Raw genomic sequence first — 26,799 nt, 5'->3', positions numbered from 1 at the left:
CCTCACAGGGAACAGGATACGCAGCCCTGCACCTCGGTCCCCTCGAGGGCCGCTTGGCGCAGGCGGATGTAATAGATGGTCTTGATGCCGCGCCGCCATGCATAGATCTGGGCGCGGTTGATGTCGCGGGTCGTGGCCTCGGCCGGGAAGAACAGCGTCAGCGAGAGACCTTGATCGACATGCTCGGTCGCTGCCGCATAGGTGTCGATGATCGCCTCGGGGCCGATCTGATAGGCGTCGCGGTAGAACTCGAGATTGTCGTTCGTCATGTAGGGCGCGGGGTAATAGACCCGGCCGATCTTGCCTTCCTTGCGAATCTCGATCTTCGCGGTGATCGGGTGGATCGAGGCGGTCGCGTTGTTGATATAGCTGATCGAGCCGGTGGGCGGCACGGCTTGCAGGTTGCGATTCCACAGGCCGGACTCCATGACCCGGTCGCGCAGCTCGGCCCAGTCGGCGCGGGTGGGCAGGGTGATCCCGAAGCGGTCGAACAGGGCCGTGACGGTGTCGCTCTCAGGCAGAAAGTCGCGGGTGACGTATTTCTCGAAGAAGCTGCCATCGGTATAGGCAGAGGCCTCGAACCCCTTGAAACTCCGGCCATGCTCGGCGGCCAGCCGGTTCGATTCCGCCAGCGCGTGATAGGCTACGGCGGCGAAATAGACGGAGGTGAATTCGATCCCCTCGGGGCTGCCATAATGGACGCGCTCGCGGGCGAGGAAACCGTGTAGGTTCATCTGACCCAGACCGATCGCGTGGCTTTCCTCGTTGCCCTTGCGGATCGAGGGGACGGCGTTGATCGCGCTCATCTCCGACACCGCCGAGAGCGCCCGGATCGCGGCCCCGACGCTCGCGCCCAGATCGCCGCCATCCATCACCTTGGCGATGTTGAGCGAACCCAGATTGCACGAGATATCCGTGCCCATCTGCGCGTAGCCCAGATCCTCGTCGAACTCGGAAGGCTCGGCCACCTGCAGGATTTCCGAGCACAGGTTCGACATGGTGATCCGTCCCGCGATCGGGTTGGCGCGGTTCACCGTGTCTTCGAACATGATGTAGGGATAGCCGCTTTCGAACTGGATCTCGGCCAGCGTCTGGAAGAAGGCGCGGGCGTTGATCTTGCGTTTGCGGATCCGCGCGTCGTCGACCATTTCGTGGTATTTCTCGGTCACGGAAATCTCCGAGAAGGCGCAGCCATAGACCCGCTCCACGTCATGCGGCGAGAAGAGATACATCTCCTCGTTCTTCTTCGCGAGCTCGAAGGTGATGTCGGGGATCACCACGCCGAGGCTCAGCGTCTTGATCCGGATCTTTTCGTCGGCATTCTCGCGCTTGGTGTCGAGCAAGCGCAGGATGTCGGGGTGATGGGCGTGCAGATAGACCGCGCCCGCGCCCTGACGCGCGCCCAGCTGGTTGGCATAGCTGAAGCTGTCTTCGAGCAGCTTCATCACCGGGATCACGCCCGAGGATTGGTTCTCGATCCCTTTGATCGGCGCGCCATATTCGCGGATATTGGTCAGCATCAGGGCCACGCCGCCGCCACGTTTCGACAGTTGCAGCGCCGAGTTGATGCCGCGCCCGATGCTTTCCATGTTGTCTTCCAGTCGCAGCAGGAAGCAGGAGACGAACTCGCCCCGCGCCTTCTTGCCCGCATTGAGGAAGGTCGGCGTCGCGGGCTGGAAGCGACCCGCCAGCATCTCCTCCATGAGCCGCATCGCCAGCGCCTCGTCGCCGCGCGCAAGCGTCAGTGCCACCATCACCACCCGGTCCTCGTAGCGTTCGAGATAGCGCTGCCCGTCACGGGTCTTCAGCGTGTAGGAAGTGTAGTATTTGAACGCGCCGAGGAAGGTCGGAAAACGAAACTTTGCCGCGAAAGCCGCCTCCCAGATCGCGCGCTGGAAGTTGCGCGAATACTGATCGAGCACGGCGGCGTCGTAATAGCCTTCCTCCACCAGATAGCCGAGCTTCTCGTCCAGCGAATGGAAGAACACCGTGTTCTGGTTCACATGGCGCAGGAAATATTGCCGCGCCGCCATCCGGTCGGCCTCGAAGCGGATATTGCCCTCCGCGTCATAGAGGTTGAGCATTGCGTTGAGCGCGTGGTGATCAAGCCCCGCGAATTCCGAGGCCGTGGCCCCGCTCGGTTTCACGTCGCTGTCGAGCATTCCAGCCTCCAGAAATTGTCGAGACCCGCGCGCACGCGGTCGATGTCAGTGTCGGTCCCCGCCAGTTCGAACCGGTAGAGCACGGGGATGTTGCATTTGCGCGCCAGCAGATCGCCCGCGCAGGCGAAGAGCGCGCCGAAATTGCGATTGCCGCTGGCGATGACGCCGCGCAGGCCCGCGCGGCGGGTGGGATCGTTGAGAAAGGCGATGACCGGTTTCGCGACCGCGCCGCGCCCCTTGCCGTCGGCGTAGCTTGGGCAGATCAGGACGTAGGGGCAGGGCGGGTACGGCATCGCCGCCTCCGCCGAGAGGGGCAGGCGCTGCGCGGGCAGGCCCAGCCGCTCCACGAAGCGCTGCGTGTTCCCCGAGGCCGAGGAGTAATAGATCAGCCGTGCCTGTCCCATCGCGGCTAGGACTCAGACCAGACGGTTGATCATGTCGGGGCGAAAGCCCGCCCAGTGATCCTCGTTGGCGATCACCACCGGGGCCTGCCGGTAGCCCAAGTCCTGCACCATCTCCATCGCGGCGGCATCCTTGGTGAGGTCGATCACGTTGTAGTCGATCCCCTTGGCATCCAGCGCACGGGTCGTGGCGGTGCATTGCACGCAGGCCGGTTTCGAATAGACGGTGATGGTCATGTGTCCTGTCCCTTTGTTTGCTGTCGGCAGCGCGGGACAAGGCTCGTGGGCAGGGTGCCGCAGCACATAGCCACGCGCCCGGGCCCTCCGCCGCGGTCGTCGTCTATCTGCTCTGGCAGGTCTCCTGGCTCGCGGCTCGAACGCCTCTCGGTCCGTCTTCCCGGCGCATCGCACCAGTGACATTCGGACATCAGGCTCGCCGCTTACAGTTGCGGGGGCAGCGCCGGAATTCCACCGGCTTCCCTCTTCGCCTGCGGAGTGACTCGCAGGAACCAAAGCAACACCATATTGTGATGCATGGTGTAGTGGTGTCAATATATAGATTACCCTGCCGCGCGAAACTCTCGCGCGACAGGAGCGTGTCTTGCCTCAGGCCCCGTCGCCGAGCGCCCGGATATGCGCCGGGAGGCGGGCGTTCTGGCCATACATGAAGTGGTTCTCCATGCGCTCCGAGAAGCGGCTGGCCTCGGTCTCGCGACCCACGGCCTCGGCCATTTCGCGGATATGCATCGGGCTCGCCCCGCAGCACACGCCGAGGTAATTCACCCCGATCGCCTGCGCCTCACGCGCGAAGGCGCCGATCTCGTAGCGGTTGCAGGCCAACGGATCGAGCGCGGTCGGGAAGGTCCGGCCATGCGGCGAGGGGCAGGTGCAGCCGTTGTGATCGGAGAGGTTGAAGAAGGTGGGCTCCTCCTTCGTGGTCCGGTAGGGCACGGGCAGGGCGCCGACATGGCAGCTCACCGCCGCGCGCACCTTGCGCAGCCACGGCATCATCGTCTGCGGCCCGCGGAAGCAGTTCAGCCCGACGACATCGGCGCCCGCCTGTTCAAGTTTCTGGCAGGTCTCGAAGATGCCGACCCCGTCCATCATCTCGTTGGCCGCCATCGGTGCCAGCGTCAGCACCACCGGCAGCCCCGACGCCTTCGCGGCCTCGAGCGCGCATAGCGCCTCGCCCGCGTAGTAGAAGGTCTCGCCGATGAGGATATCCGCGCCTTCCTCGACCGCCCAGCCGACCATCTCGTCGAACATCGCGCGCACCTCGGCCTGCCGCGCCGGATCGGCCGGGTCCCAGATATTCGTGTTCGAGATATTGCCCGCCATCAGGTTTCCGGTCTTGGCATCGGCGACCTCGCGGGCGATCTTCAGCGCCGCGCGGTTGAGCGGCTCCAGCAGGTCTTCCTTGCCGATCACGCGCATCTTCTCGCGGTGGCCGTTATAGGTGAAGGCCTCGACGATATCGCTGCCGGCGCGCTGGAAATCGACATGCAGATTGCGCAGCGCCTGCGGGTATTCGAGCGCCACCTCGGGCACGAATTCCCCGGCGGTCAGATAGCCGCGCCGTTCCAGTTCGAACAGAAAGCCCTCGGCGCAGATCACCGGGCGCGCGTCGAGCAGGCGGGTCAGTTTGTTGTCATTCATGGAGAGATCCTCTCAGTTCATCCATGACCATCGTTTGATGAAGCCGAGCCTCACAGGAGACGGAGTGCCGTTCCCTGCTGCAATGGTCCTCGGCCGGGCCGCTGAATGCGACCGCAAGACGAAAAACGGGTCAGAGGCCGCGCCGGGCGCGTGCCCCGCCGCGCCGCACCGGCGGCGGCATCTCGATCGGCAGGGCGAAGGGCTGCGGGGTCAGCGACTCCAGCAGGAGTTCGCAGAACACCTCCACCGCGGGCGAGATCAGGGAATGCGGATAGGCCTGCATATGGGCGACAATCGCCGCCTTCGCATAGGGCATGTCGCCCGGCAGCGTGCCAAGCCATTCCATGTAGCCCAGCGTGCCCAGCTCACGCGCCCGCAGCGGCGAGATCGGTCCTATATCGAGTTGTAAGAGTGAAAGCGTTCGTTCCAAAAGCATCGCGCCCTCCGCGCAAAAGGGCGGGATTGGTCGCGGCACGGCGATATGCGAGGTCCGATCTGGTCCATCTCTCGACTCTCCGTCCCAGGGCACCCCGCCCGGGTTTAAGGTGACCGAGATGCGCGGCGGCGCATCCGAGATGGCAGGTCTCCTGACTCGCGGGTCGTGGCTTCACCGGACCTTCCCAACCTTTGCAGGTCAGTGGCGTTTTCGGTGGCGCTCGCCGCTTACAGTTGCGGGGGCAGTCACGGAGTTGGGCCTCGCCCGCACCGTGTTCCCTTTTCAGCCGACCCTTTGGGGCCGGACACCATCCCGGATTTGATCGCAGGAAAATCCGGCGCTGTCCAGAACGGATTGGGCGGCGGAGGGTACGCGGGCAGAGCCCCGTCCGAAAGGCTCCGCGTTGACAGAGATCAAGGCCCCGATGCGCGCCTCGGATAGAGTGCCCGCAAGTGCAAACAGGAGAGGCGAGCCCATGACGACGAAGAAAGAAGTCATTCCTTTCGATAGCTTACGCCGCGAAGATGTCGCGCTTGTGGGCGGCAAGAACTCTTCGCTCGGCGAGATGGTGCAGGAGTTGGGCGCCAAGGGTATTCAGGTCCCGCCGGGCTTCGCCACCACCGCCGACGCCTATCGGATGTTTCTTGAAGAGAACAAACTGACCGAGGCCATCGCGGGCTATCTTGCGGATTACGATGCCGACAAGATCAGCCTTCACGTCGCCGGGCAAAGCATTCGCGACACGATCGTGGCAGGCGATTGGCCTGCCTCGACCGAAGCCGCAATCCGGGAGGCGTATCGCGATCTGTCCAAGCGGGCAGGGGTGCCCGAGGTCTCCGTCGCCGTGCGCTCGAGCGCGACGGCCGAAGACCTTCCCGATGCCAGCTTCGCCGGTCAGCAGGAGACCTACCTAAACGTCTCGGGCGAGGAGGAGCTTCTGACCGCCTGCCGCAAGTGCTATGCCTCGCTCTTCACCGACCGCGCGATCACCTATCGCAAGCTCAGAGGGTTCAATCACCTCGATGTCGCGCTCTCCGTGGGCGTCCAGCAGATGGTACGCTCGGATATCGGCGGGTCGGGGGTGATGTTCTCGATCGACACCGAAACCGGCTTCGACAAGGTCGTGCTGATCAGCGCGGCCTGGGGCTTGGGCGAAAACGTCGTGCAAGGCGCGGTCACGCCGGACGAGTTTCAGGTCTACAAGCCGTTCCTCGGTAAGACGGGGATCAAACCGATCATCGAGAGGAAGCTCGGCGCGAAAGAGATCAAGATGATCTATGCCGGGCCGGACGCTCCGAACCCGGTGCGCAACGTGCCGACCTCGAAAGCCGAGCGCGGGAGGTTCGTCCTGTCGGATGACGAAGTGCTCGACCTCGCGCAGCAAGCGGCGACCATCGAAGCGCATTACGGGCAGCCGATGGACATGGAATGGGCCAAGGACGGCGTCACGGGCAAGCTTTACATCGTGCAGGCGCGCCCCGAGACGGTGCAGTCGCGAGTCTCCGCCGGGTCTTTGCGGCGTTACACGATCGGCGCGCACGGTCCGGTCGTCGTCAACGGTCTGTCGGTGGGCGAGCAGATCGCGACCGGGCGGGTCTGCCTGATCGAGGACGTCAAGGACATCGACGATTTCGTGGACGGCTCGATCCTTGTCACCTCGACGACGGACCCCGACTGGGTGCCGGTGATGAAACGGGCCTCGGCGATCATCACCGATCACGGCGGCAGAACCAGCCATGCCGCCATCGTCAGCCGCGAGTTGGGTGTTCCCGCCGTCGTCGGGTGTGGAGATGCGACCCATGTGCTGCATGACGAGCAGGAGGTGACCGTCTGCTGCGCCGAAGGGGACGAGGGTCTGGTCTATGACGGCTTTGCCGAATTCTCGGTCGAAGATCTGAACCTCGACGCGGTGCCGGAAACCAAGACCAAGGTGATGCTAAACCTCGCCAATCCGGCCATTGCCGCGCGCTGGTGGCGGTTGCCGATCGACGGTGTCGGTCTGGCGCGGATGGAATTCGTGATCTCGAACACGATCCGGGTCCATCCGATGGCGCTGCTGCATTTCTCCGACATTCAGGAGGCGGAAGTGCGGGAGGAAATCGAAACCCTCACTAGGGGATACGAGGACAAGTCCGAATATTTCGTCGATCAACTGGCGCTCGGCCTGTCCCGGATCGCCGCCGTGGCCTATCCGAACCCGATGATCCTGCGGCTGAGCGATTTCAAGACGAACGAATATGCCGACCTGCTTGGCGGGCGGCAGTTCGAGCCGGTGGAATCCAACCCGATGATCGGCTGGCGCGGCGCCTCGCGCTATTACGATCCGGCCTATGTCGACGGGTTCCGGCTGGAATGTCGGGCGATCCGTCGGCTGCGCGAAGAGGCAGGCTTCGACAATGTGCTGGTGATGGTTCCGTTCTGCCGGACGCCCGAGGAGGCCGACCGCGTGCTGGCGGTGATGGCCGAGGAAGGGCTGGTGCGCGGATCGAACGGGCTGCAGATCTACGTGATGTGCGAAGTGCCCTCGAACGTCATCCTCGCCGAAGCCTTCGCCGAGCGGTTTGACGGGTTCTCCATCGGGTCCAACGATCTGACGCAGCTGACCCTCGGCATCGATCGCGACAGCGACAGGCTCGCGACGCTCTTCGACGAACGCCATGCCGCGGTTCAGTGGATGATCCGGACGGTCATAGAGAAAGCGCATGGCGTGGGCGCGAAGGTCGGTCTCTGCGGTCAGGCGCCCTCGAACTACCCTGAATTCGCCCGCACACTGGTGGAGTTCGGGATCGACTCGATCTCGGTGACACCGGACAGCTTCCTGAAGGTGAAAGGCCATGTCGCGGAGGCCGAAGGCAAAGGGTGACCGGACGCCCGCGGGCTGCACGCGTTAGAGGCGCAGCCCGGTCTCGGCGTCGAAGACCTTGGCCTTGCCCATATCGACCTCGAAGCTGAAGGGCGCGCCCGGGGGCAGGGCGTCCTCGGGCCGGACCCGGGCGATCACCTCGGTCTCGCCCAGGGCGAAGACGATCATCGTGTCCGGTCCGGTCGGCTCGACCAGATCCACCGGACGTTCGAAGACGAAACGGTCGGGGCCGGGCAGTTCGGTCCCGGCCATGAAGATCACCTCCGGCCGAAGCCCGAGGACGACCTTTTGCCCGTCGGGGGCGGTGATCCGCTCCGCGAGCTTTTGGGACAAGGGGAACCGAAGCGCTTCTGCCGCGCCCTCCGCCACTTCGACAGATACGCCTTCCGGCCCCCCGCGGCGCAGGACACCGGGCAGCATGTTCATCGGCGGCGAGCCCATGAAGCCCGCGACGAACAGGTCCACCGGATCGTCGTAGATCGCACCGGGCTCGGCCACCTGACGGATATGGCCGTTATCCATCACCGCGATCCGTGTCGCCAGCGTCATCGCCTCGATCTGGTCGTGGGTGACATAGACGACGGTCTTGCCGAGCCGCTGGTGCAGCTTCTTGATCTCGGTGCGCATCTCGATCCGCAGTTTGGCGTCGAGGTTCGACAGGGGCTCGTCGAACAGAAACACTTCGGGCTTGCGCACGAGCGCGCGGCCCATCGCGACGCGCTGGCGCTGGCCGCCCGAAAGCTGGCCGGGCTTGCGGTCGAGATAGGGATGGATCTGCAGAAGCGTGCTGAACTCCTCGACGGCTTTGGTCTGATCGGCGCGCGGGACGTGGCGGGTCTGCATCCCGAAGGTGATGTTCTCGCGCACCGTCTTGGTCGGGTAGAGCGCATAGGACTGGAACACCATCGCGATGTCGCGGTCGCGCGGCGGGGTGTCGTCGACCCGTCGCCCCGCGATGTCGATATGGCCGTCGCTCAGCGTCTCGAGCCCGGCGATCAGGTTGAGCAGTGTCGACTTGCCGCAGCCCGAGGGCCCGACGAGGACAATGAACTCGCCCGCCTCGATCTCGAGGTCGATGCCCTTGATCACCTCGTTGGTCCCGAAGCGTTTGCGCACGCCCTGAAGGGAAATTCCCGCTGCCATCGCTACCCTTTCACCGCTCCGGCCGAGAGACCGCGCACGAACCACGCCCCGGCCAAGACATAGACCGCCAGCGTCGGCAGGGCCGCGATGATCGCTGCGGCCATGTCGACATTGTATTCCTTCACCCCGGTCGAGGTGTTCACCACGTTGTTGAGCGCCACCGTCACCGGGTTGCTGTCGCCGATCGTGAAGGCGACGCCGAACAGGAAGTCGTTCCAGATCTGGGTGAACTGCCAGATCACGGTGACGACGATCGCGGGCAGCGACATCGGCAGCACGAGCCGGAAGAAGATTCCGAAGAAACCCGCCCCGTCGACCTTCGCCGCCTGAATGATGCCGTCCGAGACCCCGATGAAGAAGTTGCGGAAGAACAGCGTCGTGAAGGCGAGGCCATAGACCGTGTGCACGAGGATCAGCCCCGGGACCGTGCCCGCAAGCCCGAGCTGGCCCAGCACCCGCGCCATCGGCAGAAGGATCACCTGAAACGGAATGAAGGCGCCGAACAGCATCAGCGCGAAGATCGTATCGGCGCCGCGAAAGCGCCACTTGGTCAGCGCATAGCCGTTGAGCGCGCCCAGTATCGTCGAGATCGCCACCGCCGGGACGGTCATCATCACCGAGTTCCAGACATAGGGCGCAAGCCCGTTGCAACGCACGCCCACGCAGGCGCTGTTCCACGCCTTCTCCCAGGCGCTGAAGTCGAGCGCCTGCGGCGGGCTGATGAGAGAGCCCTCCCTGATCTCGGCCAGCGATTTCAGCGAGGTCGATATCATCACCAGAAGCGGGATCAGGTAGTAGATGCAGAACAGCCCGAGCACCGCGAAGAGCAGCGCGCGCATCAGGCCGTGATGCAGCCCCTTGCGCCGGACGATCCCGCCTGTGCTGCGTGCGCTCATCCGGCTGTCTTCCTCAGTTCCGAGTAGAGATAGGGCACGATGATCGCGATGACCGTCATAAGCATCATCGTGGCACTCGCCGCCGCCACGCCCAGCTCGCTGCGCTGAAAGGCGAAGGAATACATGAAGGTGGCGGGCATGTCGGTGGCATAGCCCGGCCCCCCGCCAGTCAGCGCGATCACCAGATCGAAGCTCTTGATCGCGAGATGGGCGAGGATGATGACGGTGGAGAGGAACACCGGTCGCAGCATCGGCAGCACGATCCCGGTATAAGTGCGCCACGGGCCCGCGCCGTCGATCGCCGCCGCTTTCAGCACCTCGTCATCGACCGATCGGAGCCCGGCCAGAAACAGCGCCATCGCATAGCCGGAGCTTTGCCAGACGGCCGCGATCACCACCGTGTAGATCGCGTAATGCGAGTTCACCAGCCAGTCGAATCTGAAGCTCTCGAACCCGGCCTGATGCATCAACCGCTCCAGGCCGAGGCCGGGGTTCAGCATCCATTTCCAGACCGTTCCGGTGACGATGAAACTCAGCGCCATCGGGTAGAGGTAGATCGTGCGGATCACCCCCTCGATGCGCACCTTCTGGTCGAGCAGGATCGCAAGAAGGATGCCGATCGCCATCGAGATCGAGATGAACAGGCCCGAAAAGACAAACAGGTTGCGGATCGCCACGTACCAGCGCGGCGTCTGCCAGAGACGGACATATTGGCTCACCCCGTCGAATTGGTAGTCGGGCATCACCCCCGAGCGGGTCAGCGAGATATAGGCCGTCCAGCCGATGAAGCCGTAGACGAAGAACAAGCTCGCCGCGAACAGCGGAGAGACGACAATCGCGGGCAGGCGCCTTTCCAGCGCCCGCCCGAACCTTGCCATGGGGCCCGTCCTCCCGGACATTGCAGGCCCTAGTTTTCCTGCGCGCGCTTGACCGCGGCAGCGAGTTGCTTGACCGCGTCCTCGGAACTCATGTCGGAGTTGAAGAACGCCGTCACAAGATCGAGGAACTCGCCGCGCACCGAGCGGGGCACCGCCATCTCATGCGCCATCGACGGCACCAGCGTGTCGTTCTCGATCGCGGCCAGCAGGTCTTCGTGCGAGCGTTTGGCACAGGCGTCGAAATCATCGAGCGGCACATCCGTGCGCGCCGGGATCGACCCTTTCGCGAGATTGAAGACCTTCTGGAACTCGGGCGACATGATCAACCGCGCCAGCACTTTCTGGCCCTCGATGCGGTCTTCTCCCTCCACCTTGAAGAAGGTGAAGCTGTCCGAATTCAGCACGAAGCCCTTGCCCGGCGTGGGCCAGCACAGGAAATCCTTTTCCGGAACCTTGCCCGCCGCGAGGAATTCGCCCTTGGCCCAGTCGCCCATGATCTGGAAACCGGCCTCGCCGCGCATCACCATCGCGGTCGCGAGGTTCCAGTCGCGGCCCGAGAAGTTCGGATCGACATAGCCGCGCAGCTTGCGCAGCTGATCGAAGGATTTGACCATCATGTCCGAGGTCAGGGCCTCCGGATCGAGCTCCACCAGCGCCTTGCGGTAGAAATCGGCCCCACCGATTCCCAACACCACGTCTTCGAACAGCGTCGCGTCCTGCCAAGGCTGACCGCCATGGGCGAGCGGCACGATACCCGCCGCCTGCAGCTTGTCGGCGGCTGCGTTGAACTCGTCCCAGGTCGTGGGCATGCCTTCGACGCCCGCTTTCTTCAGCGCCTCGGGGTTGGCCCAGATCCAGTCGACGCGGTGGATGTTGACCGGGGCTGCGACGTATTTGCCTTCGTATTTCATGATTTCGGCCAGCGCCGGCGGCAACACATCGTCCCAATTGCCCTCATCCGCCACGGACTGGACGTCGTTGAGCGCGCCTTGCTGGGCCCATTCCTGAATACCGGGCCCTTTGAGCTGCACAGCGGTCGGCGGGTTTCCGGCCACGACGCGCGCCCTCAGCGCCGTCATCGCGGCATCGCCGCCACCGCCCGCGATCGGCGAGTCGATCCATTCCCCGCCCTCGGCCTCGAAGGCTTTCTTCAGTTCTCCGACGGCCTTGGCCTCGCCCCCGGAGGTCCACCAGTGCAGAACCTCGACCGTGCCATCCGCCCGCGCGGCGCTGGCCGAAAGCGCGCCAGCGACACTCACCGCCGCCATCATGGCTTTACAAATATGCATGTTTTCCTCCTCCTCCCGGTCGCGCTTGCGGTGAAATTTCGCAGCCAGACCTGCGATCTAGGCTGGGGCGACATCGGTGAACCGTCATTGACCGGGATCAACGATCCGTGATCTGGGTGCGGCCGGGGAGGTTCTGCGGCATTCCTACGCAAGGCGAGACGATTGCGTAGGCCGCGGAAAGGCTTACCATCGACGTGGGATCACCGAAGGCCCCCGGGAATGCAGGATACCGACGCCGCACCAGCATTTGTCGAAACCGCCGAGGCGGTGCTGGCGCGTCTGTCCGTGCCGTTTCCGGACGGGCTGTCCGCCGAGGAGGCCGCCGCGCGCCTCGCGCGCCACGGCCCGAACGCCCTGCGCCGTCAGAAACCGCGCAGTGCGCTCAGCATCCTGCTGCATCAGTTCCAGGGGGTGATCGTCGCGCTTCTCGTTCTGGCGACGGTGTTCTCGCTGGTCATCAACGATATCGTCGAGGCGTTGGCGATACTCGTCGTGCTGCTCCTGAACGGCGCGATCGGGTTCTTCACCGAGCTGCGCGCGACCCGTTCCATGGAGGCGCTGTTCAGTGTCGCCGAGGTCCGTACCCGGGTGCGCCGGGACGGGATGCTGCGCGAAGTCGACGCCCACGATCTGGTGCCGGGCGATCTCGTGATGCTCGAGGCGGGCGACGTTGTGACCGCCGATCTGCGGCTAGTCGAAGCGTCGGGGCTTTATTGCGATGAATCCGTGCTGACGGGCGAGTCTCTTCCGGTGCGCAAGATCACCGAAGCGTTGCCCTCCGACGTCGTGTTGGGGGATCGTTCCAATATGGCGTTCAAGGGCGCGGCCGTGACGCAGGGTGCGGGGATCGGCGTGGTGGTGCGCACCGGCATGGAGACCGAGATCGGCAAGATCAGCCAGCTCGCGATGGAGGCCAGCACGGAGCCCACACCGCTCGAACACCAATTGACGCGGCTCGGGCAGCGACTTGTCTGGCTGACGATCGTCCTCGCCGTCGCGATCATCGTCACGGGGCTGGCGCAGGGCCACCCGCTTACCGGTATGATCCAGACCGGGGTCGCGCTTGCCGTGGCCGCGATCCCCGAAGGGATTCCCGTCGTTGCCACGCTGTCGCTCGCGCGTGGGATGTGGCGGATGGTGCAGCGCAACGCCCTGATCAGCCGGTTGTCCTCGGTCGAGACGCTCGGGGCGACCACGCTGATCCTGACGGACAAGACGGGGACGCTGACCGAGAACCGGATGAGCGTGGTTCAGGTCTTGCTCGACGGGGGGAGCGTGAATCTGGACGGCCCGGATAGCGGAATCGCGGACGACCGTCTGCGCGCGGCGCTGCAGATCGGCATGCTGTGCAACAATGCCGAGCTGGGGGACGGCGAGGATGGCCGGATCGGGGATCCGACCGAGCTGGCGCTACTGAGTGCAGCGCGAAAGCTAGGGGTGTCCGAAGACGGAGCAGAGTCACGCCTGCTCCAGCATGCGTTCGAGACCGACAGCCTGATGATGGCGACGGTCCATGAACTTCCGCAGGGTGGTATGCTCTACGCGACAAAGGGCGCGCCCGAAGCGGTGATCGCTGCGTGCTCCGAGGTTCTGGGGCCGGAGGGTGCGCGTCCGCTGAGCGATGAGGACAAGGCAAGCTGGATCGCCCGCAACGCTGAAGCGGCGGGCGAGGGGTTGCGCGGGATAGGACTCGCTATGAAGCAGGCGGAGGGGACGGAGGAGGCCCCCTATGAAGGGCTGACGCTGGTCGGTATCGCCTGTCTCGCCGATCCCCTGCGCAAGGATGTCCCGCCCGCGATCGCGGCCTGCCAGAGCGCAGGGATACGGGTGATCATGCTGACAGGGGATCACGCCGAGACCGCCGCACGCATCGCCAGAGATGCCGGGATCAGTGAGGACGGTGTAATGGCGATCGAGGGGAGAGAGCTGACAGGTCTCGATCTTGAGAGCGCCAGCGATGACACGCTCGACCGCCTGCGCAAGGCCAGCGTCTTCGCCCGCGTGGCCCCGGCGACGAAACTGGAGCTTGTCAGTTTCTACCAGCGCGAGGGGGAGACCGTTGCGATGACGGGCGACGGGGTGAATGACGCACCGGCGCTGAAGAAGGCCGATATCGGCATTGCGATGGGACAACGCGGCACTCAAGTCGCCCGCGAGGCGGCGCATATGGTGCTCAAGGACGATGATTTCGCAACCATCGTCGAGGCGGTGCGACAGGGCAGGGTGATATTCGGCAATCTCCGCAAGTTCATCGTCTACCTGATGTCGTGCAATCTCTCGGAGATCCTCGTGGTGGGGATCGCCGTGGGGGTGGGGCTCCCCGCGCCGCTCCTGCCCCTGCAGATCCTGTTTCTCAATCTCGTCACCGATGTCTTCCCGGCGCTTGCGCTTGGGATGGGGCATGGCGACGGACACGAAATGAGCCGTCCGCCCCGCGACCGTGCGGAGCCGATCCTCGCGCGGCGCGAATGGGAACGCATCGTCATTCTTGGGGTCATTGTAACCCTCGCGACGATGCTGGCCTTCGGAGGGGCGCTCTACGGTTTACAGCTTGCCCCCGGGGCCGCCGTCACGGTGGCCTTCGTCACCCTCGCGCTGGGCCAGCTTTGGAACGTGTTCAACATGCGGGAGGGGGACACTCACGCCCTGCGCAACGATGTGACGCGCAACCCTTATGTCTGGGGCGCGCTCGTGCTGTGTCTCGTGCTGATCGCGGGGGCGCTGTGGCTACCCGGGCTCTCCGATGTGCTGCAGCTTCCGTCGCCCGGAATCGCGGGGCTGACGCTCGCCGGGGCGATGAGCCTGCTTCCGCCGCTGCTGGGGCATCTGGTCGTATCGCGCGCAACCCGCAGATAATTTCCGCTCCCGCGTTGAGCCACATCAATGAAACTGCCTCCTGTCTTCGCCTAGGGAAGATCATGGCCGTTCGTGACAGGGAGCGGTCTGTCGACTGGCATCACCTTGGGAGGAGGCGTGATGACTTGGGCGATCATCCAGAAGTCGGCCGCCGAACGCGCCGCCGCCACGCTCTCCGAGGAGGACCGCAAGGCGTTCACATGGGACACCGCGCGGGCGATGGTCGACGGGTTTCCCGATGGCGGATTAAACATCGCGCATGAGGCGGTGGATCGGCATGTCGCTGCGGGTCATGGGGATGACGAGGCGATCCTCTGGCTCGGCAAGGACGGCGAGCGGCAAAGCCTGAGCTATCGTGATCTCGCTGCCCGGACCGCGCGCTTCGCCAATGTTTTGACTGCGCACGGGCTGGAACCGGGCGACCGGCTCTTCGGTCTCGCCGGCCGGGTGCCCGATCTCTACGTCGCGGCGCTGGGCACGCTGAAGGCAGGGATGATCTTCTCGCCGCTCTTTTCCGCCTTCGGACCCGAGCCCCTGCGCACCCGGCTCGAGATCGGCGAGGCCAATGCGCTGATCACCACCGCCTCGATCTATCGCCGCAAGATCGCCGCGTGGCGGGACGAAATTCCCTCGCTCAAACTGGTGCTGATCATCGGCGACGAAGCGCCGGAGGGTTGCGTGGCGCTCGGCCCTGCGATGGCGGCGGCCTCGGAGGCGTTCGAGACGGTTCATACGGCACCCGAAGATCCCGCGTTGATCCATTTCACCTCCGGCACCACGGGCCGCCCGAAAGGCGCGGTGCATGTGCATAATGCGGTGGTGATGCATGCGGCGGCGGGCCGCTACGCGCTCGAACTGACGCCGGGCACGCGCTACTGGTGTACCGCCGATCCGGGCTGGGTGACGGGGACATCCTTCGGGATCATCTCGCCGCTGGTGAACCGGGTGCGGATGATCGTTGATGAGGCCGATTTCGATCTCGACCGCTGGTATTCGATCCTGCAGCGCGAGCAGATCGAGGTCTGGTACACCGCGCCCACCGCGATCCGCATGATGATGCGCGCAGGGAAAGAGGCGGCCGCGCCTTACGATTTCTCGACACTGCGGTTCATGGCCTCGGTGGGCGAGCCGCTCAATCCCGAGGCCGTGGTCTGGGGCAACGAGGTCTTCGGTAAGCCCTTCCACGACAACTGGTGGCAGACCGAGACCGGCGGCATCATGATCGCCAATACCCGCGCGATGGATGTGCATCCCGGCTCGATGGGAAAACCGCTGCCGGGGATCGCGGCGGGGATCGTGGAGCGTGTCGACGACGGCCTGCGCGACTGCAAGCCCGGCGAGATCGGCGAGTTGGCGTTGCGCCCCGGCTGGCCCTCGATGATGCGCGCCTATCTGCATGAAGAGGCGCGCTACAAGAAGTGTTTCGTGGGTGGCTGGTATCTCTCTGGCGATCTCGCGATGCGCGATAGCGAGGGCTATTTCTGGTTCGTCGGTCGCGCCGATGATCTCATCAAATCCTCCGGTCACCTGATCGGCCCCTTCGAGGTCGAAAGCGCGTTGATCGAGCATCCGGCAGTGGCCGAGGCTGCCGTGATCGGGCTGCCGGACGAGACCGCAGGCGAGGTCGTGAAGGCCTATGTCGCGCTCAATCCGGGGTTCGAGCCGTCCGAAGATCTCGAACGCGACATCCGTGGTCTCGCGCGCAAGAAGCTCGGCGCGGCGGTCGCCCCGCGCGAGGTGGTGTTCCGCAAGACCCTGCCGAAGACCCGTTCGGGCAAGATCATGCGCCGTCTGTTGAAAGCGCGCGAGCTGGGCCTGCCGGAAGGCGATATTTCGACGCTGGAGAGTGACGAGACATGACTGCCAACAAACCGCACCTGACCCATGACCACATCCGCGAATTGCTCACGGCGATGATCCGTGTGCGCCATTTCGAGGATAAATGCGCCGAGCTCTACACGCAGGAAAAGATCCGCGGCTTCCTGCACCTCTACGATGGCGAGGAGGCGGTGGCTTCGGGCGTGATCCCGCGGCTTGGCCCCGATGATCGCGTGGTGGCGACCTATCGCGAGCACGGTCATGCGCTGGTGCGCGGCGTGCCGATGGAGCGGGTGATGGCAGAGATGTATGGCAAGGCCACTGGCGCCTCGGGCGGGCGGGGCGGCTCGATGCATATCTTCGATGCCGAGCGGAATTTCTATGGCGGCAACGCGATCGTGGGGGGCGGGCTGCCGCTGGCCGTGGGCCTCGCGCTGCGCGACCGGATGATGGGTGCGCCCCATGTCACCGCCTGTTTCTTCGGTGAAGGGGCTGTGGCCGAGGGCGAGTTCCACGAGTCGATGAACCTCGCGCAGCTCTGGTCGCTGCCGGTGTTGTTCGTGTGCGAGAATAACGGCTACGCGATGGGTTCGGCCTTGGCGCGGACCGAGGCCGTGACCGACATCCGGCGCAAGGCGGCGGCTTATGGGTTCGCGACCGAGCAGGTGGACGGGATGGATGTGGTCGCGGTCGAGGCCGCCACCCGACGCGCGCTCGCCGCGATCCACGAGACTGGCAAACCCTATTTCCTCGAATGTCTGACCTATCGGTTCCGCGCCCATTCGATGTTCGACGCCCAGCTCTATCGCGACAAGGACGAGGTGGCCGCGTGGCGCGAGAAGGGACCGATCGTGCGGTTCCAGTCCTGGCTCTACGAGAGCGGGCTGATGCATCCCGAAGAGGTCGCGCAGATCGAGGCGGGGGTGGAGGACGAGATCGCCGCCGCCGTCGCCTATGCCGAGGGGAGCGAGTGGGAGCCGCTCGAGACGCTCACCCGCCATGTCATGGCCGAGGAACGCCCCGCGCCGCCCGCGCCGCCCGAACCCGGCGCCGAGACCGTCGAGATGACCTATCGCGAGGCGGTCAAGCAGGCCATCCGCGACGCGATGATCCGCGACGAGCGGGTCTTTCTGATGGGCGAGGATGTGGGCGCATATGGCGGTTGCTATGCGGTCTCGAAAGGGTTGATGGACGAATTCGGCGAGGACCGCATCCGCGACACGCCGCTGTCGGAGTCCGGCTTCACCGGGGCCGGGATCGGTGCGGCGGCGGCAGGGATGCGGCCCATCGTCGAGGTGATGACGGTGAATTTCTCGTTGCTCGCGCTCGACCAGATCATGAACACCGCCGCCACGATCCGGCATATGTCGGGCGGGCAGTTCGGCGCACCCGTGGTGATCCGTCTTGCGACCGGCGCGGGCAAGCAACTCGCGGCGCAGCATTCCCATTCGCTCGAAGGGTGGTACGCGCATATTCCGGGGCTGCGGGTTCTCGCGCCCGCCACGCTGGAGGACGCGCGCGGGATGCTCTGGACTGCGATTGAGGATCCCGATCCGGTGCTGATCTTCGAGAATGTCATGCTCTACAACATGACCGGGCAGATCGCCGCGAATGCGGGGCCGGTCGACATCGACAAGGCCGCGATCCGGCGCGAGGGCAAGGATATCAGCCTGATCACCTATGGCGGATCGCTGTGGAAGACGCTTGAGGCCGCCGAGGCGCTGGCGGGCGAGGGGATCGAGGCGGAGGTGATCGACCTGCGCTGCCTGCGCCCGCTCGATGATGAGACGATCATGGCCTCGCTCGCGCGCACGCGCCGCGCGGTGATCGTGGACGAGGGCTGGCGGTCCGGTTCGCTCTCCGCCGAGATCGCGGCCCGGATCGGCGAGCAGGCCTTCTGGCACCTCGATGCGCCGGTGGGGCGGGTTTGCTCCGCCGAGGTGCCGATACCCTATCCCAAACATCTCGAGGACGCCGCCATTCCGCAGGTGCCCGCTATCGTCGCCGCCGTGAAGACGACGCTCGGGAAAGGGTGAGGCGATGGCCGATTTCAAGATGCCTTCGCTCGGCGCGGATATGGAGGCGGGCAAGCTGGTCGAATGGCTGGTGAAGCCCGGCGATACGGTCAAGCACGGCGATATCGTCGCGGTGGTCGAGACCCAGAAGGGAGCGATCGAGATCGAGGTCTTCGAGGACGGTGTGGTCGAAAATCTGGTGGCAGAGCTTGGGCAAGACCTGCCGGTTGGCGCGCCGCTTGCCGTTATCAAAGCGCCCGGGGAGGCGTCGGCGGAGACCTCTGAGGCCGCGCCGCCAGTTGCGCCGCAGTCGCCTACCGAACCGGTCGAACCGGAGGTATGGATGGAGCCGCCAAGTGCGCCGCCTCCCGCCACCCCATCAGGGATCACCGCCTCTCCTGCCGCGAAGGCACGCGCCGCGGAATTGGGGGTCGCGCTGGAAGACATCACCGGCAGCGGACCGGGGGGCGCAATCGTCCTCGCCGATGTCGAGACGACGAAACCCGCCGCGACGCCGAGCCCGGCAGAAGATCGCGGCGCATATATTGCCGAGATGCGCAAGGCGATCGCCGCTGCGATGGCCCGGTCCAAACGCGAGATCCCGCATTACTACGTCACCCACACGGTCGATCTCAGCGCTGCGAGCGACTGGCTGAGCGCCGCCAATGCGAACCGCCCGCCCGAAGAACGCATCCTGATGGGCGCGCTCCTGATGAAGGCAGTGGCGCTGGCTGCACGCGAAGAAAAGGCGGTGAACGGGCATTTCGGGGAGGACGGGTTCACGCCATCCCCGGCGGTTCATCTAGGTCTCGCAATCGCGCTTCGGGGCGGCGGGCTCGTGGCCCCAGCAATCCTCGATGCCGACAAGAAAAGCCTGCAGGATTTGATGGAGGCGATGCGCGACCTCACGATGCGCGCTCGCGCCGGGCGGCTCAAAAGCTCGGAGATGAGCATGGCGACGCTGACCTTCTCGGCGCTTGGCGAGAGCGGGGTCGAGGCGATGGCCGGAATCATCGTGCCGCCGCAGGTCGCCATCGTCACCGCCGGTGCGCCTGGCCCGCAAGCATTGGTGCGAGACGGCAAGGTGGTTGCCGCGCAGGCCGTGACGCTGACCCTCGCCGCGGATCACCGCGTGAGCGACGGGCGGCTGGGCTCGAAATTCCTGACCGCGATCGACGCGAAGCTGCAAACGCCGGAGGAGCTATGACCGAAGACGAAATCCGCAGAGCCTATATCGAGGAGCTCGTGCGCGTCGCTCCCGATCTCGATCCCGCCGAAATCGCGGGGTCCGATCATCTTCAGGACGATCTTGAACTCGACTCGATGGATATTCTGAATTTGGTGATTGCGCTCGATAAACGCTTCGGCGTCGAGATTGCCGAAGTCGAGTATCCCCAGATCGCCACCCCGGATCTTGCTGCGGGGTTTCTCGCGTCGCGGATGTGAGAGGGAGGGGCGCAGCCGTATCTGGCGGAGCTGCTTTATCGGAAGTCCTGCGGGGGGCTGGATAGGGCAGCAAGCAGTCCGGCATCCCCCGCAAGAAGCCTCAGAGTCGCTGCAGCGGGATGCGCAGGCTGATCGAGAGCACATGCGCGTCGTTCTCGAAGGTCAATGGAGCGACCGGCGATTCACCACTCGTCAGCGGCGTGCTGCCGCCCTTCGCGGTCCCGAAGCTGTAATAGCGATAGGACATCTCGAGGATCGCCGGATGCTTGCCGGGAGCCGTCAGTTGGTAGGCCATGCCGATGCCGAGCGAATAGGCGAAATCACCGTGGGTGTCGCCCGAGAAGGTCCGGTTTTCGGGTTGCTTCGCGGTATTCGTCCGCGTCCAGTCGCTGACCTTGTTGTTGGCGTAACCAAGCCCCGCCACGACGAAGGGATGCAGACGGGAATTGACGCCCATCTGCTCGAACGGGGAATAGTAGAGATTACCCATCACCGCGCTGGTCGAAACCGAAGCCGAGGTGATGTCGGCATGCTCGCCGCTGGTCGTGTGCGGACCGGTCGTCGTGGCCGAGCCAGTCGTGAGGACGCTGACATCACCGCGGAAGCCGTTCATCCAGTCATAGCCGAAGGCGATCTCTCCGAAGCCACTCGTATCGTTGCTCAGGTTGAAATCGATCCGCGGATCGGACTGTCCGGGCGGGAGCCAGTGCTCGTCGGAGGGTCGGGTGTTTGCGACCCCGAGCCCGAAGCGCACGTAAGGTCCGTAAGTGACGCTTGCCGTGCCCACCTTGAAGAAGTTGGCCGAGTCTTGTGCCGTAGCAGCCGCCGGGGCCGCAAGGCTGAAGACAAGGGCGCAGGCCGCAGCCAGCTTCGTTGAAAATTCCATCTCGATGCCTCTCTGTCCGTCTTTAGTCATTCGCCGGGTCGGATATCCCCATGTCGCGGGATAATGATCTCCTAACCGTGCAAGCAGAAGTGAAATTCTCTGCCCACGCTTTACGCGAGGGCAGAGTGTTGCCTAGGTTCCATAGAGTCTCAGCCGTCATGCCCGGCGAGAACCGCGATCCGCACCGCTTCGGCTTGCGCGGCGAGACTGGTCGCTGCCGCGCCCGTCACCGGCTGGCCGAGAATGGTCGTCACCGCCGTCACCGTGGCGGCCGTGATCGGCACGGTCTTGTCCGAGGCCGTGCCCAGGAAAATCGCCTCCAGCGTCGCGGTGTTGTTCGTCACCCCGAGACTCGAGAGCGCCGAGCTGCCATCCAGCGTGTCCTTGAGAAGGGCGAGGTTTTGCAGTGGCGAGTCGATGAAAGAGACGTTGTCCCAGTTCAGCGAAAGCTGGTCGATCGCCTGATTGAGCGGCAGGTTGTAGAACGAAACCATGGTCGGCGAAATCGTCGCTAGGGCTTCCTCATAGGCGCGCTGAAGCACGTGATCGGGTGAACGCGCCACGTTCAGCCGCCCGAGTTCGACCTCCGGAATTCCTTCGCTGGACCAGACGGGCTTGGTGCCGCGCGTGCCCGACGGGGTGCCGGCTTGCGGACCCTTGCCCTCGGAATCGGGGCCGGGGCCCCCCTGACCCTGCCCGGAAGAGCCGCTGGCGCCGCCATGGCCGCCGCTCTCCTCATGCGTGCCGTCGTCCTCGTGGCCGCCGCTGCTCGAGCCATGGCCAGCCTCGCCGGTCTTGCCCTTCTGCTGGCCGCCATCCGTGTGATCGCCATCGGTATGCGAGCCGCTGTCCTGCGCAAGAGCGCTCGGCACGGACAGATGGAATGTTCCGAAGGTCGGGCCGGGCTGCACGGTAAAGCCCAGCCCCGCGATGAGCGCGATGCCGGCTACGGTCGTTGCGCGTTTTGCAGTCTTGCGTGTCATGACTGCCTCCTTGTTATGTTGGAAATGGGTCTGTCGACCCGGACCCCGCGCCGACGGGCGGGTCCGGGCTTTTGCGTTTGAGATGCGATCAGCCGTGCCCGGCGAGGATCGCGATGCGAACGGCCTCGGCATCTGCAGCGAGGGATGCCGCTGCGGTACCCGTCACCGGAACCCCGAGGATCTGCGTCACCGCAATCACCGTATCGGTCGAGATCGGGACAGTCTTGTCCGACGCCGCGCCGAGGAAGATCGCCGCGAGCGTGTCGGCATCATTCGAGACGCCGGAACTCGCGAGCGGCGTCGAGCCGTCGAGCGTCGCCTGCAGAAGGCCGAGGTTCTGCAACGGCGAGTCGATGAAGCTCACGTTGTCCCAGTTCAGCGAGAGCTCCTCGATCGCCTTGTCCAGCGACAGGTTGTAGAAGGAGACCATCTCGGGCGAGATCGACGCGAGCGCTTCTTCATAGGCCTGATCGATTACGTGCTCGGGCGAGCGCGCGACGTTCAGACGACCGAGTTCGACCTCCGGAATTCCTTCCTGCGACCAGGTCGGCTTGCCGCCGCCCGAAGAGGAGGGGGCGCCTGCCTGCGGCCCCTTGCCGTCGGAATCTTCTCCCGGGCCGCCTTGTCCCTGACCTTGCGATTGCCCGGTCTGAGCGCCTTTGCTGCCCTGACCCTGACCGCCTTGATTTCCCTTGCCGGTCCCTTGGCCGCCGGACTCCTGTGCATTGGCCGCGAAGCTTAGCGGACCGGTGACCGGTGCCTGCCATGCGATCGCGACTCCCAGCGCCGCTGCAAGAGCGACGAGCGAGACGCGAGATTTGCCCGTGAACAATGGATTACGCATTTCATCTTCCTCCACTTTGATGACGCATGGAACCCGCGTCGATCAGAGAAAATCACAGGAGAAGAGAGCGAACTTTGATTCCTATCAATATGATGAATATTTCTATCTAACCGCGTCACAGACCGACTCCGTGCTTCTCGATCCTCGTCTGCCACGATCGAGGTTGCGACCGCACTTCATGGATCTCGGCGGCAAGTTCCGGGCAATTTGGCGCCTGAGCGACGACCAGGTTTCAAGACCTGAGCGACGACCAGAAAGTCTCTTCCGCGAGGTTGTAATTGCCTTGCAGGCGCATCGCCTTGATTTGCAATTCACAGACCGGAAGTTCCGTGGAGAGATCGACCAGATGTCCCGCCGTGATCGGCTCCAGTGCGAGCGATTCCGGGACCCACGCGACCCCCATGCCGATCACCGCCATCTCGACCGCCGCCAGCGTCAGTGCCGTCTCGACCTTGGGCGCATAGCGGATCGCCGGGCTGAGATAGGGCAGGATGCTGCGCTCCATCACTTGGCCGAAGAAGACGTCCGAGGGGTAGGCGATGTAAGGCGTCTCGACGGGACCGGCGCCCTCGGGCGCGGCTTTCGGCAGGCTGGAGTTGAAGACCGGGATCAGCCGGTCGGTGCCGATCGTGATCTCCTCGAGAAAATCGGCACGGGCGTCGTCTCTTTCGTCCGGCGTGCGGTAGACGATCGCGACATTGGCCTGCCGCGAGAGCAGTAGCCCCGTGCAGGCGTCGAGATTGGCCGAGCGCAGGCGGACATATATCCCCTCGCGCTCTGTCGGCATCTTGCGCAGGATCGATGGTATATGCCCGGTGGTCAGCGAGTGCTGGCAGGCGATCACCACGCGGTTGCTTGCCACGCTGTCGCCGCGCCGCAGATCGGCGACGAGCTGACGCAGCCCGTTCGACAGCTGCATGATTTGTTCTCGCTGCGCCCGCGTCGTCGGCTTGAGACGGATCGGCTTGTGCGAGCGGTCGAACAATTCGACGCCGACGAAATCCTCGATCTGCTTAATTCGGCGCGAGAATGCGGATTGCGTGAGCATCCTGCGCTCGGCTGCGCCGCTGAAAGATCCCGTATCCTCGATCGCGAGGATGTCTTCGAGCCATTCCAGTCGCATATCGCCCCTAACTTGCAAGAAGTGCAAAACATATCAAGAATTTCGAATTTGCATAGGGGATTGATCTGCGCAACGCTCGATACAGACAAGTTACCCAAGGAACTCCATATGCATCTCGCTCGCTTTCCCCGCGTTCACCTGGCGCATCTGCCGACCCCTCTCGAAAAGCTTGATCGCCTCTCGAAAGAGCTGGGCGGGCCGGAAATCTGGATCAAGCGGGACGACTGCACGGGCCTGTCGACCGGTGGCAACAAGACGCGCAAGCTGGAATTTCTGATGGCCGAGGCGCAGGCGATGGGCGCCGATACCGTGATGACCCAGGGCGCGACCCAGTCGAACCACGCACGCCAGACGGCGGCGGCTGCGGCGAAGCTCGGGATGGCCTGCCATATCCTGCTTGAGGATCGCACCGGCTCGAACGACGCCAATTACAACGAGAACGGCAACGTGCTTCTCGACCATCTGCATGGGGCGACGACGTCGAAACGGGCGGGCGGCAAGGACATGCAGGCCGAGATGGAGGCGGTCGCCGAGAAGCTGCGCGGCGAGGGCCGGACGGTCTACGTCATTCCCGGCGGTGGCTCCAACGCGACCGGCGCGCTCGGCTATGTGAACTGCGCCTTCGAACTGGTCGGGCAGGCGAATGACCGCGGGCTGGTGATCGACCATATCGCGACGGCGACCGGCTCGGCGGGCACGCAGGCCGGGCTGATCACCGGACTCAAGGCGATCAATGCCGGGATCCCGCTGACGGGGTTCGGGGTGCGCGCGCCGAAGGACAAGCAGGAGGCCAATGTCTTCGCGTTGGCGCAGAAGACCGCCGAGAAGCTGGGCTGCCCCGGTGTGGTGGCCCGCGAGGACGTTGTGGCCGATTGCAGCTATGTCGGCGAGGGCTACGGCATCCCGCGAGAGGATACGCTGGAGGCGATCCGCATGTTCGCGCAGCTCGAAGGGATCCTTCTCGACCCGGTCTATTCCGGCAAGGGCGCGGCCGGGCTGATCGACTATTGCCGCAAGGGGCATTTCAAGAAAGGCGAGCGCGTGGTCTTCCTGCATACCGGCGGCGCCGCGGCGCTGTTCGGCTACGAGACCGTCTTTGCCGAGGCCAACAAAGCCCTCGTGGTGGCCTGAGATCATGATCCGGCCGCGCTTCTCCAAGAGCTTCACCCAGCAGCCCCCGATCCCAGAGGAGGGGATCGAGGCGGCCGTGGCGGTGATGCGCTCGGGGCGGCTGCATCGCTACAACCATGCACCCGGCGAGGCGAGCGAGGTGGTGGAGCTGGAGCGCGAATACGCGCAATGGCAGGGCGCGCGCTATTGCCTCGCGGTGGCTTCGGGCGGACAGGCGATGCAGATCGCCCTGCGCGCCGCGGGGGTGATGCCGGGCGATCGCGTGCTGACCAACGCCTTCACGCTCGCCCCGGTGCCGGGCGCGATCGCGGCGGTGGGGGGCGTCCCGGTTCTGGTCGAGATTACCGAGGATCTGGTGCTCGACCTCGAAGCGCTGGCGACGAAGGCTGCGCAAAGCGGCGCGCGGCACCTTCTGCTGTCGCATATGCGCGGTCACCTGTGCGACATGGACCGTCTGATGGAGATCGCGACGGCGCATGGGCTGACCGTGATCGAGGATTGCGCCCACACGATGGGGGCGCGGTGGAACGATCGGTTGTCCGGCTCTTTCGGGCTGGCGGGGTGTTTCAGCACCCAGACCTACAAGCACATGAATTCCGGCGAGGGAGGCTTGCTGACCTCGGATGACGCCGAATTCATGGCGCGCGCGACGGTCCTGTCGGGCTCCTACATGAACTACGAGAGCCATGGGGCCGGGCCCGCGCCCGAGATCTACGACAAGATCCGGCTGGAGACGCCCAACATGTCCGCCCGGATGGACAATCTGCGCGCGGCGATCCTGCGCCCGCAGCTTCGCCAGCTGGAACAGAGTGTTGCCGCGTGGAACGCGCGCTACGATCTGGTGGCCGATGGGCTGACGCGCTCGCCCGGGATCTGCCTGCCGCGTCGACCGAAGGCGGAATTCTATGTCGGCTCCTCGATCCAGTTTCGGGTGCCCGGCCTTGCGCCTTCCGAGGCCGAGGTCCTGATCGCGCGGCTTGCGGAGGCGGGGGTCGAGGTGAAATGGTTCGGGGCCGATCAGCCCCGGGGCTTCACCTCCGATCATCGCAGCTGGCGCTACGTCGCCGCGCAGGAGCTGCCCCAGACCGATGCGGTTCTCGCCAGCCTCTTCGATATGCGCCTGCCGCTGACGTTCAGCCTCGAGGATTGCGCGCATCTCGCAGGTCACATCGTCGATGCAGTCGAGAGCGTCCGCGCCAGGGTGAGCGCATGATGCGGCGGGTCGGAATTCTGGGCGGCATGGGACCGGAGGCGACGATCCTGGTTATGCAGAAGGTTCTGGCCAGCGTGACGGCGCGCGACGATGCCGATCATGTGCCGCTGATCGTGGATCAGAACCCGCAGGTCCCCTCGCGTATCCGCCACCTGATCGAAGGTACGGGCGAAGATCCGGGCCCGTTTCTCGCCGACATGGCGCGCCGGCTGGTGGCAGGCGGGGCGCAGGCTCTCGCGATCCCCTGCAACACCGCGCATCACTACCTGCCCGCGATCCGCGCGGCGGTCGACGTGCCGGTGCTCGACATGGTGGAGCTGTCGGTTGCCCGGGCCGCACGCTTGGCCGGGCAGGGTGGTAGGGTCGGCGTTCTTGGCTCACCCGCGCTGCGCAAGGTGAAACTCTTCGATTCAGCCGCAGCGCGACACGGGCTGGACCTGCGCTACAGCGAGGCGGAAGACGATCTTCTGGCTGCGATCCGCCAGATCAAGGCGGACGGCCCGCAACCGGGCGCGCGCGAAAAACTGGCGGCCGCCTCGAGCGCGTTGTTCGAGCGCGGCGCAACTGTGCAGATGATCGCCTGCACCGAATTTTCGCTTATTCCGGAGGCAGTCTGTCCCCGGGCGGACGTATTTGACACGCTCGACGAGCTGGTCAGTGCTATCGTCGCCTTTGCGACCGCACCGGCGGAGGGGCGCAGCGATAGTGGAACGCGATAACCATCAAAGCGAGAGATACATCTCGCAATGTTACCAACGGA

22 protein-coding genes and 2 riboswitches are annotated in these 26,799 nt (G+C 64.8%); of the genes, 9 read left to right on the top strand and 13 right to left on the bottom strand.

Going from position 1 to position 26,799, the window contains the following annotated elements; genetic code table 11:
- Nucleotides 1-2: 2 nt before the first annotated feature.
- The 5 genes from nrdE to B6V73_RS08140 form a co-directional block, all read right to left on the bottom strand.
- Nucleotides 3-2,174, bottom strand: a complete 2,172-nt coding sequence (gene nrdE / locus B6V73_RS08160; RefSeq protein WP_346426025.1) for a class 1b ribonucleoside-diphosphate reductase subunit alpha — start codon at nucleotides 2,172-2,174, stop codon at nucleotides 3-5.
- Entirely contained in the window at nucleotides 2,144-2,566 is a 423-nt protein-coding gene (gene nrdI / locus B6V73_RS08155; protein ID WP_088724985.1) for a class Ib ribonucleoside-diphosphate reductase assembly flavoprotein NrdI, read from the bottom strand. Before nrdI ends, nrdE begins: the two co-directional genes overlap by 31 nt.
- A 12-nt stretch (nucleotides 2,567-2,578) precedes the next feature.
- Complete coding sequence (gene nrdH, locus B6V73_RS08150; protein ID WP_088718769.1) at nucleotides 2,579-2,800, bottom strand: glutaredoxin-like protein NrdH; 222 nt, start codon at nucleotides 2,798-2,800, stop codon at nucleotides 2,579-2,581.
- Nucleotides 2,801-2,896: 96 nt separating this feature from the next.
- Nucleotides 2,897-3,092, bottom strand: a riboswitch (cobalamin riboswitch).
- Between the two features lie 77 nt (nucleotides 3,093-3,169).
- Nucleotides 3,170-4,219 (bottom strand): homocysteine S-methyltransferase family protein, encoded by a 1,050-nt coding sequence (locus B6V73_RS08145; RefSeq protein ID WP_088724984.1) that lies wholly within the window; start codon nucleotides 4,217-4,219, stop codon nucleotides 3,170-3,172.
- A 130-nt stretch (nucleotides 4,220-4,349) separates the two neighbouring features.
- Nucleotides 4,350-4,655: a hypothetical protein gene (locus B6V73_RS08140; protein WP_075774686.1), complete on the bottom strand. Its 306-nt coding sequence runs from the start codon at nucleotides 4,653-4,655 to the stop codon at nucleotides 4,350-4,352.
- Nucleotides 4,656-4,778: 123 nt separating this feature from the next.
- A riboswitch (cobalamin riboswitch) is annotated at nucleotides 4,779-4,982 on the bottom strand.
- A 148-nt stretch (nucleotides 4,983-5,130) separates the two neighbouring features.
- Between B6V73_RS08140 and ppsA the strand changes: the two genes are divergently transcribed.
- Nucleotides 5,131-7,518 (top strand): phosphoenolpyruvate synthase, encoded by a 2,388-nt coding sequence (ppsA, locus tag B6V73_RS08135; protein WP_088724983.1) that lies wholly within the window; start codon nucleotides 5,131-5,133, stop codon nucleotides 7,516-7,518.
- A gap of 24 nt (nucleotides 7,519-7,542) precedes the next feature.
- On the opposite strand, the gene ugpC is transcribed toward ppsA, so the two are convergent.
- Genes ugpC through B6V73_RS08115 form a run of 4 tightly spaced genes read right to left on the bottom strand, consistent with a single transcriptional unit; the run spans nucleotide 7,543 to nucleotide 11,724 of the window.
- Nucleotides 7,543-8,661 carry a sn-glycerol-3-phosphate ABC transporter ATP-binding protein UgpC gene (ugpC, locus tag B6V73_RS08130; RefSeq protein ID WP_088724982.1) on the bottom strand — a complete coding sequence of 373 codons (1,119 nt, stop codon included), beginning with the start codon at nucleotides 8,659-8,661 and terminating at the stop codon, nucleotides 7,543-7,545.
- 2 nt (nucleotides 8,662-8,663) lie between these two features.
- The gene (locus tag B6V73_RS08125; protein WP_088718764.1) at nucleotides 8,664-9,557 is read right to left on the bottom strand and encodes a carbohydrate ABC transporter permease; all 894 of its coding nucleotides are present in this window, start codon (nucleotides 9,555-9,557) and stop codon (nucleotides 8,664-8,666) included.
- Nucleotides 9,554-10,435 carry a sugar ABC transporter permease gene (locus B6V73_RS08120; protein WP_088718763.1) on the bottom strand — a complete coding sequence of 294 codons (882 nt, stop codon included), beginning with the start codon at nucleotides 10,433-10,435 and terminating at the stop codon, nucleotides 9,554-9,556. Before B6V73_RS08120 ends, B6V73_RS08125 begins: the two co-directional genes overlap by 4 nt.
- Nucleotides 10,436-10,464: 29 nt before the next feature.
- Nucleotides 10,465-11,724 carry an ABC transporter substrate-binding protein gene (locus B6V73_RS08115; RefSeq protein WP_088718762.1) on the bottom strand — a complete coding sequence of 420 codons (1,260 nt, stop codon included), beginning with the start codon at nucleotides 11,722-11,724 and terminating at the stop codon, nucleotides 10,465-10,467.
- A 219-nt stretch (nucleotides 11,725-11,943) separates the two neighbouring features.
- On the opposite strand from B6V73_RS08115, the gene B6V73_RS08110 reads away from it, so the two are divergent.
- From B6V73_RS08110 to B6V73_RS08090, 5 genes are all read left to right on the top strand, one after another.
- Complete coding sequence (locus B6V73_RS08110; RefSeq protein WP_088724981.1) at nucleotides 11,944-14,580, top strand: cation-transporting P-type ATPase; 2,637 nt, start codon at nucleotides 11,944-11,946, stop codon at nucleotides 14,578-14,580.
- Nucleotides 14,581-14,700: 120 nt separating this feature from the next.
- Complete coding sequence (acsA, locus tag B6V73_RS08105) at nucleotides 14,701-16,440, top strand: acetate--CoA ligase (RefSeq protein WP_088724980.1); 1,740 nt, start codon at nucleotides 14,701-14,703, stop codon at nucleotides 16,438-16,440.
- Nucleotides 16,437-18,434 (top strand): pyruvate dehydrogenase (acetyl-transferring) E1 component subunit alpha, encoded by a 1,998-nt coding sequence (gene pdhA, locus B6V73_RS08100; RefSeq protein ID WP_088724979.1) that lies wholly within the window; start codon nucleotides 16,437-16,439, stop codon nucleotides 18,432-18,434. The genes acsA and pdhA overlap by 4 nt, the downstream gene beginning before the upstream one ends.
- 4 nt (nucleotides 18,435-18,438) lie before the next feature.
- The gene (locus B6V73_RS08095; RefSeq protein ID WP_088724978.1) at nucleotides 18,439-19,620 is read left to right on the top strand and encodes a dihydrolipoamide acetyltransferase family protein; all 1,182 of its coding nucleotides are present in this window, start codon (nucleotides 18,439-18,441) and stop codon (nucleotides 19,618-19,620) included.
- The gene (locus tag B6V73_RS08090) at nucleotides 19,617-19,859 is read left to right on the top strand and encodes a phosphopantetheine-binding protein (RefSeq protein ID WP_088724977.1); all 243 of its coding nucleotides are present in this window, start codon (nucleotides 19,617-19,619) and stop codon (nucleotides 19,857-19,859) included. The genes B6V73_RS08095 and B6V73_RS08090 overlap by 4 nt, the downstream gene beginning before the upstream one ends.
- A 100-nt stretch (nucleotides 19,860-19,959) precedes the next feature.
- On the opposite strand, the gene B6V73_RS08085 is transcribed toward B6V73_RS08090, so the two are convergent.
- The 4 genes from B6V73_RS08085 to B6V73_RS08070 form a co-directional block, all read right to left on the bottom strand.
- Nucleotides 19,960-20,745: an outer membrane beta-barrel protein gene (locus B6V73_RS08085; RefSeq protein ID WP_168174877.1), complete on the bottom strand. Its 786-nt coding sequence runs from the start codon at nucleotides 20,743-20,745 to the stop codon at nucleotides 19,960-19,962.
- Between the two features lie 149 nt (nucleotides 20,746-20,894).
- Nucleotides 20,895-21,728 carry a hypothetical protein gene (locus tag B6V73_RS08080; protein WP_088721654.1) on the bottom strand — a complete coding sequence of 278 codons (834 nt, stop codon included), beginning with the start codon at nucleotides 21,726-21,728 and terminating at the stop codon, nucleotides 20,895-20,897.
- An 88-nt stretch (nucleotides 21,729-21,816) separates the two neighbouring features.
- A complete protein-coding gene (locus tag B6V73_RS08075) occupies nucleotides 21,817-22,572 on the bottom strand; it encodes a hypothetical protein (RefSeq protein ID WP_088721653.1) in 756 nt (251 codons plus the stop codon).
- 232 nt (nucleotides 22,573-22,804) lie between these two features.
- Nucleotides 22,805-23,695 carry a LysR family transcriptional regulator gene (locus B6V73_RS08070; protein ID WP_088718754.1) on the bottom strand — a complete coding sequence of 297 codons (891 nt, stop codon included), beginning with the start codon at nucleotides 23,693-23,695 and terminating at the stop codon, nucleotides 22,805-22,807.
- Nucleotides 23,696-23,803: 108 nt separating this feature from the next.
- On the opposite strand from B6V73_RS08070, the gene B6V73_RS08065 reads away from it, so the two are divergent.
- From B6V73_RS08065 to B6V73_RS08055, 3 genes are read left to right on the top strand one after another with little or no spacing between them, the layout of a single operon-like run.
- Nucleotides 23,804-24,826: a D-cysteine desulfhydrase gene (locus tag B6V73_RS08065; RefSeq protein WP_075774700.1), complete on the top strand. Its 1,023-nt coding sequence runs from the start codon at nucleotides 23,804-23,806 to the stop codon at nucleotides 24,824-24,826.
- A gap of 4 nt (nucleotides 24,827-24,830) precedes the next feature.
- Nucleotides 24,831-26,039: an aminotransferase class I/II-fold pyridoxal phosphate-dependent enzyme gene (locus B6V73_RS08060; RefSeq protein ID WP_088724975.1), complete on the top strand. Its 1,209-nt coding sequence runs from the start codon at nucleotides 24,831-24,833 to the stop codon at nucleotides 26,037-26,039.
- A complete protein-coding gene (locus tag B6V73_RS08055; protein ID WP_088724974.1) occupies nucleotides 26,036-26,758 on the top strand; it encodes an amino acid racemase in 723 nt (240 codons plus the stop codon). Before B6V73_RS08060 ends, B6V73_RS08055 begins: the two co-directional genes overlap by 4 nt.
- The last annotated feature ends 41 nt before the right edge of the window (nucleotides 26,759-26,799 follow it).

The sequence above is a fragment of the Thioclava sp. JM3 genome, assembly GCF_002213185.1.
In the GTDB taxonomy this organism is placed as follows: domain Bacteria; phylum Pseudomonadota; class Alphaproteobacteria; order Rhodobacterales; family Rhodobacteraceae; genus Thioclava; species Thioclava nitratireducens.
Note: the sequence above shows the minus strand (reverse complement) of the source record. Positions and strands in the feature narration are given on the sequence as shown.

What these genes read in the sequence shown, in the direction of transcription:
- nrdH (WP_088718769.1), bottom strand. Translation starts at nt 2,800, where the DNA reads ATGACCATCACCGTCTATTCGAAACCGGCCTGCGTGCAATGCACCGCC.
- B6V73_RS08090 (WP_088724977.1), top strand. Translation starts at nt 19,617, where the DNA reads ATGACCGAAGACGAAATCCGCAGAGCCTATATCGAGGAGCTCGTGCGC.
- B6V73_RS08085 (WP_168174877.1), bottom strand. Translation starts at nt 20,745, where the DNA reads ATGGAATTTTCAACGAAGCTGGCTGCGGCCTGCGCCCTTGTCTTCAGC.
- ugpC (WP_088724982.1), bottom strand. Translation starts at nt 8,661, where the DNA reads ATGGCAGCGGGAATTTCCCTTCAGGGCGTGCGCAAACGCTTCGGGACC.
- B6V73_RS08075 (WP_088721653.1), bottom strand. Translation starts at nt 22,572, where the DNA reads ATGCGTAATCCATTGTTCACGGGCAAATCTCGCGTCTCGCTCGTCGCT.
- acsA (WP_088724980.1), top strand. Translation starts at nt 14,701, where the DNA reads ATGACTTGGGCGATCATCCAGAAGTCGGCCGCCGAACGCGCCGCCGCC.
- B6V73_RS08065 (WP_075774700.1), top strand. Translation starts at nt 23,804, where the DNA reads ATGCATCTCGCTCGCTTTCCCCGCGTTCACCTGGCGCATCTGCCGACC.
- B6V73_RS08070 (WP_088718754.1), bottom strand. Translation starts at nt 23,695, where the DNA reads ATGCGACTGGAATGGCTCGAAGACATCCTCGCGATCGAGGATACGGGA.
- B6V73_RS08120 (WP_088718763.1), bottom strand. Translation starts at nt 10,435, where the DNA reads ATGGCAAGGTTCGGGCGGGCGCTGGAAAGGCGCCTGCCCGCGATTGTC.
- B6V73_RS08095 (WP_088724978.1), top strand. Translation starts at nt 18,439, where the DNA reads ATGGCCGATTTCAAGATGCCTTCGCTCGGCGCGGATATGGAGGCGGGC.
- B6V73_RS08115 (WP_088718762.1), bottom strand. Translation starts at nt 11,724, where the DNA reads ATGCATATTTGTAAAGCCATGATGGCGGCGGTGAGTGTCGCTGGCGCG.
- B6V73_RS08080 (WP_088721654.1), bottom strand. Translation starts at nt 21,728, where the DNA reads ATGACACGCAAGACTGCAAAACGCGCAACGACCGTAGCCGGCATCGCG.
- B6V73_RS08110 (WP_088724981.1), top strand. Translation starts at nt 11,944, where the DNA reads ATGCAGGATACCGACGCCGCACCAGCATTTGTCGAAACCGCCGAGGCG.
- B6V73_RS08060 (WP_088724975.1), top strand. Translation starts at nt 24,831, where the DNA reads ATGATCCGGCCGCGCTTCTCCAAGAGCTTCACCCAGCAGCCCCCGATC.
- B6V73_RS08145 (WP_088724984.1), bottom strand. Translation starts at nt 4,219, where the DNA reads ATGAATGACAACAAACTGACCCGCCTGCTCGACGCGCGCCCGGTGATC.
- B6V73_RS08055 (WP_088724974.1), top strand. Translation starts at nt 26,036, where the DNA reads ATGATGCGGCGGGTCGGAATTCTGGGCGGCATGGGACCGGAGGCGACG.
- nrdI (WP_088724985.1), bottom strand. Translation starts at nt 2,566, where the DNA reads ATGGGACAGGCACGGCTGATCTATTACTCCTCGGCCTCGGGGAACACG.
- B6V73_RS08125 (WP_088718764.1), bottom strand. Translation starts at nt 9,557, where the DNA reads ATGAGCGCACGCAGCACAGGCGGGATCGTCCGGCGCAAGGGGCTGCAT.
- pdhA (WP_088724979.1), top strand. Translation starts at nt 16,437, where the DNA reads ATGACTGCCAACAAACCGCACCTGACCCATGACCACATCCGCGAATTG.
- B6V73_RS08140 (WP_075774686.1), bottom strand. Translation starts at nt 4,655, where the DNA reads ATGCTTTTGGAACGAACGCTTTCACTCTTACAACTCGATATAGGACCG.
- ppsA (WP_088724983.1), top strand. Translation starts at nt 5,131, where the DNA reads ATGACGACGAAGAAAGAAGTCATTCCTTTCGATAGCTTACGCCGCGAA.